The sequence below is a fragment of the Sanguibacter sp. 25GB23B1 genome (genome assembly GCF_040012415.1).
In the GTDB taxonomy this organism is placed as follows: Bacteria; Actinomycetota; Actinomycetes; order Actinomycetales; family Cellulomonadaceae; genus Sanguibacter.
Genome location: NZ_JBDYKL010000005.1, coordinates 104,121 through 118,556, shown reverse-complemented (window position 1 = coordinate 118,556; position 14,436 = coordinate 104,121). Strand labels below are relative to the sequence as shown.

The 14,436-nt window shown below is 72.7% G+C and carries 14 protein-coding genes; 8 read left to right on the top strand and 6 right to left on the bottom strand.

Annotated features, from left to right (window positions below):
* Positions 1-21: 21 nt before the first annotated feature.
* Positions 22-1,095, top strand: coding sequence for an NADH:flavin oxidoreductase/NADH oxidase (locus ABKW26_RS05180; protein ID WP_348591547.1), 1,074 nt, complete (start codon positions 22-24; stop codon positions 1,093-1,095).
* Between the two features lie 55 nt (positions 1,096-1,150).
* Here the strand turns inward: ABKW26_RS05180 and ABKW26_RS05175 are convergent, their stop codons facing one another.
* A complete protein-coding gene (locus ABKW26_RS05175; RefSeq protein WP_348591476.1) occupies positions 1,151-1,522 on the bottom strand; it encodes a VOC family protein in 372 nt (123 codons plus the stop codon).
* Positions 1,523-1,643: 121 nt separating this feature from the next.
* On the opposite strand from ABKW26_RS05175, the gene ABKW26_RS05170 reads away from it, so the two are divergent.
* Positions 1,644-2,684, top strand: a complete 1,041-nt coding sequence (locus ABKW26_RS05170) for a zinc-dependent alcohol dehydrogenase family protein (RefSeq protein WP_348591474.1) — start codon at positions 1,644-1,646, stop codon at positions 2,682-2,684.
* Here ABKW26_RS05170 and ABKW26_RS05165 read toward each other — a convergent pair.
* From ABKW26_RS05165 to ABKW26_RS05150, 4 genes are all read right to left on the bottom strand, one after another.
* The gene (locus ABKW26_RS05165; RefSeq protein WP_348591472.1) at positions 2,662-3,153 is read right to left on the bottom strand and encodes a response regulator; all 492 of its coding nucleotides are present in this window, start codon (positions 3,151-3,153) and stop codon (positions 2,662-2,664) included. The genes ABKW26_RS05170 and ABKW26_RS05165 overlap by 23 nt on opposite strands.
* Before the next feature lie 168 nt (positions 3,154-3,321).
* Entirely contained in the window at positions 3,322-3,828 is a 507-nt protein-coding gene (locus ABKW26_RS05160; RefSeq protein ID WP_348591471.1) for a hypothetical protein, read from the bottom strand.
* A gap of 24 nt (positions 3,829-3,852) precedes the next feature.
* Positions 3,853-5,250 carry an NAD-dependent malic enzyme gene (locus tag ABKW26_RS05155; RefSeq protein WP_348591469.1) on the bottom strand — a complete coding sequence of 466 codons (1,398 nt, stop codon included), beginning with the start codon at positions 5,248-5,250 and terminating at the stop codon, positions 3,853-3,855.
* Between the two features lie 299 nt (positions 5,251-5,549).
* Positions 5,550-6,353 (bottom strand): HAD-IB family hydrolase, encoded by an 804-nt coding sequence (locus tag ABKW26_RS05150; protein ID WP_348591468.1) that lies wholly within the window; start codon positions 6,351-6,353, stop codon positions 5,550-5,552.
* Positions 6,354-6,527: 174 nt separating this feature from the next.
* Between ABKW26_RS05150 and ABKW26_RS05145 the strand changes: the two genes are divergently transcribed.
* The gene (locus ABKW26_RS05145) at positions 6,528-8,078 is read left to right on the top strand and encodes a GAF domain-containing protein (RefSeq protein ID WP_348591466.1); all 1,551 of its coding nucleotides are present in this window, start codon (positions 6,528-6,530) and stop codon (positions 8,076-8,078) included.
* Here the strand turns inward: ABKW26_RS05145 and ABKW26_RS05140 are convergent.
* A complete protein-coding gene (locus ABKW26_RS05140; protein ID WP_348591464.1) occupies positions 8,071-9,393 on the bottom strand; it encodes an alpha-amylase family protein in 1,323 nt (440 codons plus the stop codon). The two genes, ABKW26_RS05145 and ABKW26_RS05140, sit on opposite strands and share 8 nt — an antisense overlap.
* A gap of 146 nt (positions 9,394-9,539) precedes the next feature.
* Between ABKW26_RS05140 and ssd the strand changes: the two genes are divergently transcribed.
* The 5 genes from ssd (at position 9,540) to ABKW26_RS05115 (ending at position 14,416) form a co-directional block, all read left to right on the top strand.
* Complete coding sequence (gene ssd / locus ABKW26_RS05135; RefSeq protein ID WP_348591462.1) at positions 9,540-10,412, top strand: septum site-determining protein Ssd; 873 nt, start codon at positions 9,540-9,542, stop codon at positions 10,410-10,412.
* Positions 10,409-11,575, top strand: coding sequence for a TadA family conjugal transfer-associated ATPase (locus ABKW26_RS05130; protein ID WP_348591460.1), 1,167 nt, complete (start codon positions 10,409-10,411; stop codon positions 11,573-11,575). Before ssd ends, ABKW26_RS05130 begins: the two co-directional genes overlap by 4 nt.
* Positions 11,572-12,315 (top strand): hypothetical protein, encoded by a 744-nt coding sequence (locus tag ABKW26_RS05125; RefSeq protein WP_348591458.1) that lies wholly within the window; start codon positions 11,572-11,574, stop codon positions 12,313-12,315. The genes ABKW26_RS05130 and ABKW26_RS05125 overlap by 4 nt, the downstream gene beginning before the upstream one ends.
* Positions 12,312-12,935 (top strand): type II secretion system F family protein, encoded by a 624-nt coding sequence (locus ABKW26_RS05120; protein ID WP_348591456.1) that lies wholly within the window; start codon positions 12,312-12,314, stop codon positions 12,933-12,935. The genes ABKW26_RS05125 and ABKW26_RS05120 overlap by 4 nt, the downstream gene beginning before the upstream one ends.
* Before the next feature lie 74 nt (positions 12,936-13,009).
* Positions 13,010-14,416: an FAD-binding oxidoreductase gene (locus ABKW26_RS05115; protein ID WP_348591454.1), complete on the top strand. Its 1,407-nt coding sequence runs from the start codon at positions 13,010-13,012 to the stop codon at positions 14,414-14,416.
* Positions 14,417-14,436: the final 20 nt, after the last annotated feature.

The window sequence follows — 14,436 nt, the reverse complement described above, 5'->3', positions numbered from 1 at the left end:
GCGTTGCCACCAGCCATGACGCTGCCTCTCCTCTTCGAGCCCCTGACCCTGCGCGGGCTGACGATCCCGAACCGGATCTGGCTCGCCCCGATGTGCCAGTACTCGTCGGCCGACGGGCTGCCGGACGCCTGGCACCTCGTGCACCTCGGTGCCCGCGCGCAGGGGGGCTTCGGTCTCCTGCTCACCGAGGCCGTGGCCGTGGTCCCGGAGGGCAGGATCACGCCGCAGGACGCCGGCATCTGGTCCGACGCCCACGTCGAGGCGTGGCGCCCGATCGTCGACTTCGTCCACGCCCAGGGTGCTGTCATCGGCACCCAGCTCGCGCACGCGGGCCGCAAGGCCTCGACCTTCCGACCGTGGGACGCCCGCCGCGGCACCGTCCCGGTCACCGGCGGCGGCTGGGAGACGGTCGGTCCGTCGGCCGACGCGTTCCCCGGCTACGCCGAGCCCCGCGCGATGACCGCCGCGGAGATCGCCGCGGTCCCCGGCCTCTTCGCCGACGCGGCCCGCCGCTCGCTCGACGCCGGCTTCGACGTGGTCGAGGTCCACGCCGCCCACGGCTACCTCCTCCACCAGTTCCTCTCGCCGCTCGCTAACCAGCGCACCGACTCCTACGGCGGCTCGCTCGAGAACCGGGCGCGGCTGCTCGTCGAGACGGTCGACGCCGTCCGCGCCGCCTGGCCCGACGACAAGCCGCTGTTCGTCCGCGTCTCCGCGACGGACTGGCGCCCCGACGGGCTGAGCGTCGACGACGTCGCCCACGTCGCGAAGATCCTCGGCGAGCGGGGAGCCGACCTCGTCGATGTCTCCTCCGGTGGGGTCGCCCCCGCCGAGATCGCCGTCGGTCCCGGCTACCAGGTGCCCGCCGCGCATGACGTCCGGGCCGGTTCCGGAGTGCGGGTGAGCGCCGTCGGCCTCATCACCGACGCCGCGCAGGCCGAGCAGATCCTCGCCGACGGCTCCGCCGACGCGATCATGCTCGGACGCGCCGCGCTGCGGGACCCGATGTGGCCGCTGCGCGCCGCCCACGAGCTGGGCCTACCGGCCGCCGAGGCGGGCTGGCCGTCGCAGTACGAGCGGGCGGCGCTGGGCTAGCCCGACAGCCAGGTCGAGGCGTGGCAGCGAGAGCTCGCTGCCGCCGGGCGCGCGCTCAGCTCACGTCGAAGCACAGGCAGAACGGGTGGCCCGCCGGGTCGGCGTAGACGCGGAAGCCTGCCGACTCGTCGGAGGCGTCCTTGTCGAGGCGGGTGGCGCCCAGCGCGAGGACCTGCGCCTCGGCGGCATCGATGTCGTCGACCCGCAGGTCGAGGTGGGACTGCTGCGGGTGCTCGGGGTCCGGCCACCGCGGCGGCCGGTGGTCGGGAGCGTGCTGGAACGACAGGGTCCAGCCCTGGCCGCTGTCGAGGTCGATCCACTCGCCGTCCTGGCGCATGCGAGCGAAGCCGAGCAGCTGCTCGTAGAAGCGGGCGAGGGTCTCGGTGTCGGCGGCGTCGAGGACCACGGACTCGAAGCGAGCGATCATGGGACAGTCCTATACCTCCCCGTCGAGGTGTGCCAGCCGTGGCACTCTTGCTGTGGCCGGACGCACGGAGCACCTCCATGCTGGACAGGCACCGGTACCGACGACGACACGAGGAGACCCCATGCGGGCGACGATCATCCACGGAGACCACGACGTCCGCGTCGAGCAGGTCCCGGACCCCGTCCTCGTCGAGCCGACGGACGCGATCGTCCGCGTCCTCCTCTCGTGCATCTGCGGCAGCGACCTCTGGCCCTACCGCAGCACGCGACCGCGCAAGAACGGCCCGTCGCCCATCGGTCACGAGTTCCTCGGGGTCGTCGAGGAGATCGGTGCCGACGTCCGCACCGTCCGCCCGGGCGACGTCGTCATCGCGCCGTTCATGTGGAGCGACGGCACCTGCCCGCACTGCGTGGCCGGCCTCCAGACGTCGTGCCTGCACGGCGGCGGGTGGGGCGAGAACGGGGTCGACGGCGGCCAGGGCGAGGCGGTGCGCTGCCCGCAGGCCGACGGCACCCTCGTGGTGGCACCCGTCGGCGAGGACGACGAGCGCCTGCCCGCGCTCCTCACGCTCTCCGACGTCATGGGCACCGGTCACCACGCCGCGCTCGCAGCTGGGGTGACGCAGGGCTCGCACGTCGCGGTCGTCGGTGACGGCGCGGTCGGTCTCTGCGGCGTGCTCGCAGCGCGGCGGCTCGGCGCGGAACGCATCACGCTGCTCGGCGGGCACGCGGACCGCGTCGCGGTCGGCCGCACCTTCGGCGCGACGGACGTCGTGGGCGAGCGTGGGGACGACGCGGTCGCGCGCGTCATGGAGATGACCGACGGGCTGGGCTTCTCGCACGTCATGGAGTGCGTCGGCATGCAGGCGTCGTGGGACACGGCCGTCGCGATCGCACGGCCGGGAGGGACGGTCGGCTACGTCGGCGTGCCGGCGGGGATGACGACCGGGCTCCCGCTCGGGTCGATGTTCGGTCGCAACGTCGGCGTCCGCGGGGGCATCGCACCCGTGCGCGCCTACCTCCCGGAGCTCCTGCAGGACGTGCTCGACGGGACGATCGACCCGTCACCGGTGTTCGACCTCCACCTGCCCCTCGACCAGGCGCCGGAGGGCTACGCGGCGATGGACGAGCGACGGGCGATCAAGGTGCTCCTGCGCCCGTGAGGCACTCGTCGCAGTGCGGCGTGCCGAGAGTCGACGGGATGGTGTCGGCCGCGGCGAGGAGCGCAGCGACCTTCTCCCGCAGCTGGCGCGGCCGGAAGGGCTTGCTGAGGTAGGCCTCGGCACCGCGAGAGCGTGCGCGCTCGACCTCGGTGGCGTGTGCGCTCGCGGAGATCATGAGGATGGGGATGTCGCGCGTGGAGGTGAGGTCGCGGAGGAACGCGGCCACGTCGAGGCCGTCGGCGTCCGGGAGGCCGATGTCGATGGTGACGAGATCGGGGAGGATCCTCGAGGCGAGGGCGATGCCCTCGCCGGCGGTGCTCGCGCCGTGCACGGTCATGCCGGCGCGGGCGAGGATCGTCTCGATGAGCGTGCGGATGTCGGCGTCGTCCTCGATGACGACGACGCTGGGCGAGACGGGCTGATGTCTTCCTGCATGCCCCGTGCGGGGCGAGCCGTTGTGCTGAGTCATTGACCTACCCTCGGTATGTGATTCCAGGTTCACCTACTTCGGGTCAGTCTGGGCACAACGGCCCGGGTGAAACACCCTAGATGTGTGTAGCGTCACAGGCTCGCTGCTGGCCAAGACGCCGTCCGGCAGCGATACGTCGGGCCGGCGGGCGGGGCGCAGACGGGTGGTCTACGCCTCCGCGAGTCCGTGGCCGATCGCGGCCAGGAGCTCTTCGACGGACGTGCTCCGCTCCGTCGCCGTGGCGTGCAGGACGGTGCTCGCGCCGCGGAGGAAGTACGCGAGGGCACCGAGGGCGCGCGTCGTGTCCGCCGCGACCTCGACGACGAGGGCCGCGTCGATGACGCTCGTGCTCGTGAGGGTCAGGGCCTCGTCGAGGGACTGCGCCAGCCGCAGCGCCCCGGGGAGGATCGCGAAGTCGGCGTCGGCGGAGCGCCGGCTCTCGGTGAGAGCGCCTTCCAGGGTGCCGTCGTACGCGCCGTGCCGCGCCGCGTCGGCTGCGAGCAGGTGCCAGAGGATCCGGCCCGCGGCGAGGGTGCACACCCGCTCGGCGAGGTCGAGCTCCATGAACTCCTCCGTGTACCCGTGGTTCGAGTCCGGGAGGAGGACGTAGCCGGTGAGCATCCCGAAGACGCGCCGCATGTGGTCGGCGTTGACGTTCAGGTCGAGTTCATCCATGGTCCGAGTATCCCGCCTGAGGGCTCAGGAGGGAGACCCTGCCCGTGCAGCGGCCTCGACGGCGGCGGCGACCACCGTGGTGACCTGCGGGTTGAACACGCTCGGGATGATGTACGTCGGGTTGAGCTCGTCCTCGTGGATGACGGACGCGAGGGCCTGCGCTGCCGCGAGCAGCAGGGTGTCCGTGACCCGGTGGGACTGCGCGTCGAGAAGTCCGCGGAACACGCCGGGGAAGGCGAGCACGTTGTTGATCTGGTTGGCGAAGTCGCTCCGACCTGTCCCGACGACCATCGCGTGCTGCGCGGCCTCGACGGGGTCCACCTCCGGGCGGGGGTTGGCGAGGGCGAAGACGATCGAGCGCTCGGCCATGGTCGCGACGTCGTCCGCCGTGATGACGTCCGGCGCTGAGACCCCGATGAACACGTCCGCTCCGGCGAGCGCGCCCCGGAGCGTCCCGGTGAGCCCGCGTGGGTTGGTGTTCTCGGCGACCCAGAGGAGCGAGGCGTCCAGACCGCTGCGCTCGACGCTGACCACGCCGGCGATGTCGGCGACGACCACGTCCCGGGCGCCGGCGGCCAGGAGGAGCTTGAGGACCGCGGTGCCGGCCGCGCCGGCGCCGGACAGGACGATGCGGACGTCGGCGAGGTCCTTGCCGACGACCTTGAGCGCGTTCGTCAGTGCGGCGAGAGCGACGATCGCCGTCCCGTGCTGGTCGTCGTGGAACACGGGGATGTCGAGCACGTCGCGCAGGCGGCGCTCGACCTCGAAGCAGCGGGGCGCGGAGATGTCCTCGAGGTTGATACCGGCGAAGACGGGAGCGATGGCCCGGACGGTCGCGACGATCTCGTCGACGTCGGTGGTGTCCAGCGCGATGGGGAACGCGTCGATGTCGGCGAAGCGCTTGAAGAGCGCCGCCTTGCCCTCCATGACGGGCAGCGACGCGAGCGGACCGATGTTGCCGAGGCCGAGCACGGCGGTCCCGTCGGTCACGACGGCGATGGTGTTGCGCTTGATGGTGAGGCGACGTGCGTCGTCGGGGTTGGCGGCGATCGCCTCGCAGACGCGAGCGACGCCGGGGGTGTAGATCATCGAGAGGTCGTCGCGGTTGCGGATGGGGACCTTCGACTCGATCTTCAGCTTGCCGCCGAGGTGGAGGAGGAACGTCCGGTCGCTCACGGGGCCGACGGTGACGCCCGGCAGGCCGCGGAGCCCGTCGACGATCGACGAGGCGTGCTCGTCGCCGCGCGTGGCGCACGTGACGTCGACGGTGATCCGCTCGTGGCCGGAGGCGGTGACGTCGAGGGCGGTGACGATCCCGCCGGTGTGCTCGATGAGCGTGGTCAGCTCGCTGACGGCGGTGGGGCGGGCCTCGACCTCGAGGCGGACGGTGATCGAGGAGGAGACGCTCGGCGTTGAGCTCATGCGGCCACCCTAGTGCGGGGGCGGCGTGCTCGCTGGGAGGCTGTCCGCCGGGGCGGGACGCTTGCGGGCAACGTACTGACGGCGCCCCGTGCGGGACGCCGTCAGGCCAGCTGGAGCGACCGGGTATCAAGCGTGCAGGTAGTTTGCTGCAACGGGTCTAGCCCGGTCAACAAGTCCGTGACGTGGACTGTTCGCGCGTGGGTTCCGGTCGCTCTGTGCTGTTGTGTCTTCCTTTGTACGCTCTTTCGGGCGGCTTGTGAAGGTGTCGCTGGGCCTCCGGGCGGGTGAAGCCGGGGGCGTCAGGCGAGGGTGCGTGCGGCGCGCCATGCACGCCAGGCGAGGAGCCCGCCGACGACGAGGGCGACCCCGCCGAGGATCGCGATCGCTGACCTGGTGCGGGACACGCGGCTGAGTGCGACGGGGCGGTCGAAGGTCAGGACCCCCCACCCCTTCTCGCCGGCGAGGCGCCGCAGGGTGCGGTCGGGGTTGACGGCGAAACCGTGCCCGACGACGCCGAGCATGGGGGCGTCGGTGATGGAGTCGGAGTAGGCGAAGGATCGGTCGAGGTCGTACCCGCGCTCGGCGGCGAGGGCGAGGATGGCTTCGGCCTTGTGCTCGCCGTAGGCGTAGAAGTCGATGAGACCGGTGTAGTGCCCGTCCTCGACCTGCATGTGGGAGGCGATGGCGTGGTCGGCGCCGAGCACCGCGGCGATCGGCTCGACGAGCTCGTACCCGGAGGCGGAGACGATGACGACGTCTCGACCGGCGGCGTGGTGCCACTCGATGAGCTCGACGGCCTCGGAGTACACGTAGGGGTCGATGTACTGGTGGAGGGTCTCGGCGACGATGGCGGAGACCTGCTCCACGGGCCATCCGGTCACCATCGAGCTGAGGTGGGCGCGCATGCGTTCGGTCTGGTCGGCGTCGGCGCTGCCCACCATGTAGAGGAAGTGGGCGTAGGCGCTGCGCAGGACGGCGCCCCGGCTGATGAGGCCACCGGCGTAGAACGGGCGCGAGAACGCGGCGGCGGACGACGTCGCGATGATCGTCTTGTCCAGGTCGAAGAACGCGGCCGTCGGGCTGTGGGCCTGGTCGGAGTTCACGCGCAGAGCCTAGCCCGGACTCGCCGACCCTTGAAGTGACCCAGGGCACACGTCTGTGACCTGGGGTGATAAAGATCGCTAGACAAGCGTGCTATTGAATCCTTAAGTACCGTCGACCAGTGACGAAGAGTCATGTGAGCGGCGCACGGTGCGCCCGACAGTCAGGAGCACGCCATGCTGGGATCCCCGCGCCGCCGCACGATCGGTGACCCCGTCGAGGTCCTCGAAGCCCGCGCCAACGTCGACGCCGTCACCGCGGTCGTCCGGACGCTCGCCGGGGCACGCACCACGACGGATGCCGTCCGACAGGCCCTCGACGTGGTCCGCGAGCAGTTCGGCTGGGCCTACGGCTCCTACTGGCGCATCGCTCCGGACGAACGGGTGCTCCGCTTCGCCCAGGAGTCCGGCGATGCCGGCGAGGACTTCCGCCAGGTCACGCTCACGGCATCCTTCGCCGAGGGCGTCGGGCTCAGCGGCCGTGCCTGGCGGACGAAGGACCTCGTCTTCGTCGCCGACCTCGGCGAGCTCACGGACTGCGTCCGCGCACCCGTCGCCCAGCGCGTCGGCGTCCGCAGCGGCATCTGCTTCCCGATCCTCGAGGACGGGGTCGTCACCGGCACGATGGACTTCTTCGCGACCGAGACCCTCACCCTGTCGACGCAGCGCCTCGACACCCTGCGTGCCATCGCCGTCCTCGTCTCGCAGACGATCGAGCGCTTCGCGTCCATGGATCGCCAGGCCGAGGCAGCCCAGGACGTCGCCGCGGTGAACGCCGTCCTCCGCGCCCTGTCGACCGCGACGGACCGCGAGCGCGCGCTCCGCGACGCGCTCGACACCATCCGGACAGGCTTCGGCTGGGGCTACGCGTCCTACTGGGCGATCGACGAGTCCGACGCCGCTCTCCACTTCGTCCAGGAGTCCGGGGACGCGGGCCCCGAGTTCCGTGCCGTCACGCAGTCCGCGTCCTTCGTCGAGGGCGTGGGGCTGTCCGGTCGCGCGTGGCGCTCGAAGGACATGGTCTTCGCCCCTGATCTCGGCGAGGTGACGGACTGTGTCCGCGCGCCCGTCGCGCAGCGCGCCGGCGTGAGGTCGGGCGTGTGCCTGCCGATCCTCGTCGAGGGCCGCGTGGTCGGCACGATGGACTTCTTCGCGACGACGACGCTCGTCCTGTCGGCCGGTCGCGAGGACGCGCTGCGCAACACCGCATTCCTCCTCGGCCAGGCCCTCGAGCGCCTCTCCGCTGCCGCCCGGCTCACGACGGCGGGCGACGAGCTCGTCGCGTCCATCAACGAGGTGGAGCGCAACGTGCTCGCCGCCGGCTCGGTCGCGCTCGACGGGCAACGGCTCGCCGACGACGCCCACGTCGAGGTCACCGGTCTCGGTGAGTCCAGCGCGCAGATCGGCGAGGTGGTCAAGGTCATCCAGCGCATCGCGGCCCAGACCAACCTCCTGGCCCTCAACGCGACGATCGAGGCCGCCCGGGCAGGGGAGTCGGGGCGCGGCTTCGCCGTCGTCGCGAAAGAGGTCAAGGACCTCGCCAACGAGACGGCACGCGCGACGACGGAGGTCGACACCAAGGTCCGCACCATCCAGGAGCAGGTCGAGCGCGTCGTCGGTGCGCTGACGGACATCCGTGGTGTCGTCGAACGGATCAACGAGACCCAGAACGTCATCGGCGGTGTCCTCACGGAGCAGGCGGCGGTGACGCGCGCGATCCTCAGCTGACCGGGGGCGCCGCCTCGAGGACTGCCCAGCCGTGGGGCGGCAGATGGACGGCGGCGTGATCGTCGACGGCGGCGTCGCCGGCGAGGAGCGTGCTCCGTGCCGGGAGAGCGGCCGAGGTCGGCTCGTCGGACGTGCTCAGGGCGACGACGACCGAGTCGGCGCCGCTGCGCGACGTGGACGTGTAGACGAGCAGCGTGTTCGTCACGCTGATCACCTCGGTCCGTGCCGTGCGGAGCCAGGCATGACGCCGCCGCAGCCCGATGAGCTCCTGGTGCAGCCGGAAGTCGGGTGACGCGCCCGGGTCGAGCGCCGCGGGTTCGGCGGGGAACGCCGGTCGGATCGCGTCGTCGCCGCCGGCGCGGTCCTCCTTGATCCCCTCGAAGCCGAGCTCGTCGCCCGCGTAGACGCACGGCGTCCCGGCGACCGTGAGCAGGACGGCGAGGGCGTGCGGGAGGTGACGCCGGTCGTCGAGACGGCTCGCGATGCGCGTGACGTCGTGGTTGCCGACGAACGTCAGGGGCACGAAGTCCTCGGCGAACGCGGCGTGGCGGCCGAGCGCGTGCGCGAGCTCGTGCGCGTTCGTGTCGTTGAGCGAGCTCCACACAGCCTTCCACAGCTCGTACTGCGTGACGGCGTCCATCCCGGACTCGCGCACGATCCCCGCATAGTCCCCGTGGATGACCTCGCCGACCACGTAGACGTCGGGGAGGGTCGCGCGGACCCGCTCGAGGACGGGCGCCCAGAAGGCGGGCGGCACGGCGTAGGCGGCGTCGAGGCGCCACCCGTCCGCCCCGCGGTCGAGCCAGTACTCCATGACCGACGCGACGTGGTCGGCCACCTCGGGGTTCTCATGGTTGAGTGCGACGAGGGCGGAGTGCCCCTCGAAGTCCTCGTGCTCGGCAGGGCCGCCGTCGTCCGGCCACCGGAGGCGGAACCATCCGGCGGCCGGTGAACCAGGCCCCTCGGCGAGGGCTGTGGTGAAGCGCTCGAAGCCCTGCCCCACGTGGTTGAACACACCGTCGAGGACGACGCGCAGCCCGCGCGCGTGCGCGGCCTCGAAGAGCGCGACGAGGTCGTGCTCGTCCCCGAGGCGCTCGTCGACGCGGAAGTAGTCGACCGTGTCGTAGCCGTGCGTCGACGACGCGAAGACCGGGCCGAGGAGGATGCCGGACGCACCGAGCGTCACCGCGTGGTCGAGCCAGGGCTCGAGCGCACCGAGCCGGTGGTGGACGCCGTCAGCGGTCGCCTCGGGCTCGGCCCCGAGGAAGCCGAGCGGGTAGACGTGCCACAGGACTGCATGCTCGATCCACGTCACGAAGACGCCCCTCTCATCGGCTCGCCCGGCGGCTCGCCGGACGCGACCGACACTACTGCTCATCCACAGGGTGGGGGCGCCGGCAGATCTCCACAGGCACTCCCGCCCGGCGCACGACGACAGCCCGCAACGGGCACCCTCGGCTCATGCCCGGACTCCCAGCAGAAGACCACGACGCGACCGTCGTCGGCGTCATCGGTGCGCGCGGCGGGACAGGGGCTTCCGTGCTCGCCGCCGCCGTCGCACGCCTCTCCGCCGCGGGCGGCGCGCACACCGCGCTCGTCGACGGCGACCTCACCGGAGGAGGCCTCGACGTCCTCCTCGGGATCGAGGACGAGGTCGGTCTGCGCTGGCCGGACCTCCACGCCGCGCGCGGCGAGGTCGGCGGCGACGAGCTCGCTGCGCTCCTCCCGACCTGGCGCGGAGCGCACGTCCTCAGCGCCGACCGGAGACGCCCCGAAGGTCTCGTGGGCGACGCCCCCGCCGACGTCGTCCGGGCGCTCGTCCAGGCGCACGAGCTCGTCGTCGTCGACCTCTCCCGCCACCACCTCCCGCGGTGCCCGCCCTCCGGACGCAGTCCCTCCGGCCGTGACCCCGACGCCCGTGACCCTGACGCCCGTGGCAGCGAGGCCGACAGCGACACGCTCGCGGCCGCCGCCCGGTGCACGGTCGTGGTCGTCGTCGCCACCCGCGACCTCGGATCTGTCGCCGGAGCGCTCGCCCTCCACGACGCGACGACCCTCGCCGCGCCCCGGGCACCCCTCGGCATGGTCGTCCGTGGTCCCGCAGCCGGCGGCCTCACCGCCCACGACGTCGCCAGCGCCGCAGGGCTCGACCTCTGGGCCGAGCTCCGGAACGACCCGACCCTCTCCGGAGCGCTCGAGCGCGGCGAAGGGCCTCCCGCACGGTCGCGCCGAGGTCGTCGGGGCGACCTCGGACGAGCCGCGGCCGTCGTCCTCGACCACGCCCGAGCCGTCCGGCACGCGTCCGCCGCCCCGGGGACACGGAGACGACGATGACCGACCAGCGGCTCGTCGCAGGCGTCCGAGAACGTCTCGCGCGCCTCGGCGGACGGCCGACCCACGAGCAGGTCGTCGACGCCCTGCGCGCGAGCGACATCGTCCTCGGCAGCACGGCCCTCGACGAGATGGTTCGCGAGGTCCGCGCCGAGCTCCTCGGAGCCGGCCCCCTCCAACGACTTCTCGACGACGAGTCCGTCACCGACGTCCTCGTGAACTCACCCACCGAGATCTGGGTCGACGCAGGCCGAGGGCTCCAGCACACCGGCCTGACCCTCGACAGCCATGACGCCGTCCGCGAGCTCGCCGTCCGGCTCGCAGCCGCAGGCGGCCAGCGGCTCGACGACTCGAGCCCCACCGTCGACGCCCGCCTCCCCGACGGGACCCGGCTCCACGCCGTCCTCGCACCCATCTGCACGGACGGAGCCGTCATCTCCCTGCGCGTGCTCCGGAGCCGGTCCTTCACGCTCGCCGAGCTCGTCGACGCGTGGATGATCCCGCCCACGTGGGAACCCGTGCTCCGAGCGATCGTCACCGAGCGCGCCAGCTTCCTCGTCAGCGGAGCGACCGGGACCGGAAAGACGACCCTGCTCGCGGCACTCCTCGCCGTCGTCGACCCCGCCGAGCGGATCGTGACCATCGAGGAGGCGCGCGAGCTCGCACCGACCCACCCGCACGTCGTCCCCCTCGCCGCGCGCCGCGCGAACGTCGAAGGGACAGGAGCCGTCGACCTCGCCGACCTCGTCCGCAACGCGCTGCGCATGCGCCCCGACCGCATCGTCCTCGGCGAGTGCCGCGGGGCCGAGGTGCGCGACGTCCTCACAGCCCTCAACACCGGGCACTCCGGCGGCTGCGCCACCCTCCACGCGAACACCGCCGCCGACGTCCCCGCCCGCCTCGAAGCTCTCGCCGCGCTCGCAGGCATGACACGGGAGAGCCTCGCCGCCCAGGCGCTCAGCGCCCTCGACGCCGTCATCCACCTGCGTCGCGTCCCGGCGGCCGACGGGGAGAGGCGCCGGTTCGTCGGAGAGGTCGGGGTCGTGCGGCGCAGCACGTCAGGCGATCTCGAGGTCCGCCCTGCGCTCACGTGGAACGGGATCGGCGCACCCGTCGAGCACGCGGACTGGCCCGCGCTCGCAGCGCGGCTCGAGACGCCGTCGTGATCGGATCGGTCGTCGGGCTCGGTCCGGTCGCGCCCGGGGCGTGGTGCGCCGGGGTCCTCGTCGGGGTTGCCGTCCTCGCCGCTGCCGGGCCACGCGGCCGACCGGTCGGGCGCGTGGCAGCGCCCGGTGGCGGCGAGCGCTGGGGGTTGCGCGCTGCCGTCGTCGCCGTGCGGGCGACCGCTGCGCGGCAGCTCGCGTCGCGGACGGGGCGGAGCGAACCGACCACGTCGATGGCGATGGTCGTCACGCAGGTCGCCGGGCTGCTCCGGAGCGGACTCCCACCGAGCAGAGCCTGGCCCATGGTCGGCGGTGTGCGCGCCGACCTCCACGGGATCCCGGACCACACCGACCTCGCCGCTCTCGTCGGCGGCGCGGACGACGACCAGGCCGCTCGACAGGCCGCTGCCGTGGTGGCGGCCTGCCGGTTGGCCGCGGAGGTCGGAGCGCCGCTCGCCGCGGTGCTCGAGTCGATCGTCGCCACCCTCACGGCCGCAGCAGAGGCCGAGTCCGAACGATCGGCAGCGCTCGCAGGGCCGCAGACCACGGCGCGCGTACTTCTCTGGCTGCCCGTCGTCGGAGCTGCGCTCGGGACCGCGCTCGGTGCGGACCTGCCCAGGCTGCTGCTGGGCGGAGGTGTGGGGGCCGTGGTGATCCTCGCCGGGACGGGCCTGCTGCTCGCCGGCCGCACGTGGAGCCGGCGCCTGGTGGCCGGTGCTCGACGCGCGGGAAGCCCGTTGTGAGCGGGGTCCTCGTCGACGCCACGAGCGCCGGCGTGATCGAGACCGGGGTGCTCGTGGCAGTGCTCGTGCACCTCGGGCTGCTCCCGTGGTCGTCCGCGCGTCGGTGGGCCGTGCGCCGGTCGAGCCTGCGGTGTCACCGGTGGTACCGGTGGCGGACGGTGCGCGGGGCCGATCCCGACGAAGAGCCCGTCCGGGTCGAGCTCACCGTGGTCCTCGACCTCCTCTCCTCGGCGCTCGGATCCGGAGCCGGGTTGCCCCGAGCGCTCGAGGCGACCGGGGACGCGCTCGGCGGACCGGACCGGGCGGTGCTGCGCGGGGCCGCGTCGGCCCTGCTCCTGGGAGCCTCGTGGGACGCAGCCTGGGCGGGGACGGGCGAACGGTTCGCGCACGTGGCCGAGGCCCTCCAGCCGGCATGGGTGCACGGGGCGGCGCCGCGGGACGCGCTGCGTCTGGCGGGAGTCCGGATCGACCAGGACGCACGGACCCGGGCTCGGACCGCGGCGGCGCGGCTCGGCGTCCACCTCGTGCTGCCTCTCGGAGTCTGCTTCCTCCCGGCGTTCGTCCTCATCGGGCTCGTCCCCGTGCTCCTCTCGCTCGGCGCTGGTGTCCTCGGACCGTGATCACAAGGGTTGATGGCTCGGCGATATGGGCGTAATGTCGCCGAAACACGGAAACCGCGCGTTCGGAGATCGACATGGCGGACAACGACCTGGGTGCCCTCGACACGCTCAGCGCCCTGACGGCCCAGGTGGACGGCGAGGTCGTGACCCCTGACCATCCGGACTTCGAGGTTGCTCGGCGCGTGTGGAACGGCATCCACGACCGCCGGCCACGGGTGATCATCCGGTGCGCGAGCGCCGCCGACGTCAGCCTCGGCGTGGCGTTCGCCCGGACGCACGGCCTCCCGCTGGCCGTGCGCGGTGGTGGGCACGGGGTCGCCGGGCACGGGACGGTCGACGAGGGCGTCGTCCTCGATCTCGCCGCGATGCGCTCGGTGAGCGTCGACGACCAGGCGCGCGAGGTGACCGTGGGTGGGGGTGCCACCTGGGGCGAGGTCGACGCCGTCACGCAGGAGGCCGGTCTCGCGGTGCCCGGAGGCGTGTTCTCTCGCACGGGCGTCGCAGGGCTCGCTCTCGCCGGCGGGTACGGCTGGCTGCGGAACGCCTACGGCCTCAGCTGTGCCAACCTCGTCGCCGCCGAGGTCGTGACGGCGCAGTCCGAGGTGGTGCAGGCGAGCGCGACGGAGAATCCGGAGCTCCTGTGGGCCCTGCGCGGTGGCGGCGGGAACGTCGGTGTCGTCACGTCGTTCACCTTCCGCGCCCACCCGGTCGATCGTGAGGTGTACTTCCTCATGGTGCACCACGACGCATCGGACGGAGACGGGGCACGCGCGCTGCGTGACTTCCGCGACTTCTGTGCGAACGCCCCGGACAGCACCAGCCTCATGGCCTTCGCCGGAGTCGTGCCCGAGGGCGCGCACGGTTTTGTCCCAGGCTCCGCCGGCCGGCCTTTCGTGGCGTTCGCCGGCATGGTCCTCGGGGACCCGGCAGAGGGAGAACGGGTGCTGCGCCCCTTGCACGAGTTCGGCGTCCCCCTGTCCGACGCCTCAGGAGTCATGCCCTACGTCGAGGTGCAGAAGGCGTTCGACGAGGAGTACCCCGACGGCATGCGCTACTACTGGAAGTCGGTCAATGTCACCGACCTCGGCGACGCGGCGATCGAGGCGATCGCCGCCGCGGGGAGGACGCCCGCGTCCGACCTGAGCACCATCGACGTGTGGCACGTCGCCGGCGCCGCGGCCGAACCTGTCGACGGTGCGTTCGCGACGTCCTCGGCCGCCTTCCTCGTCAACCCCGAGGCCAACTGGGTCGACGCGGCCGACGACGACGCCAACATCGCGTGGACGCGATCTCTCGTCTCGACGCTCGAGCCCTTCTCCGACGGCACGCGGTACCTGAACTTCGCGGGGTTCCAGGAGGAGGGCGCCGACCTCGTGCGGGCGTCCTTCGGCGACCGCTACGAGCGCCTCGCGGCGGTCAAGGCGCAGTGGGACCCCGAGAACCTCTTCCGCCTCAACCCGAACGTGCGCCCGCTGGAGTAGGCACGGGCGCCTGCCGCCCA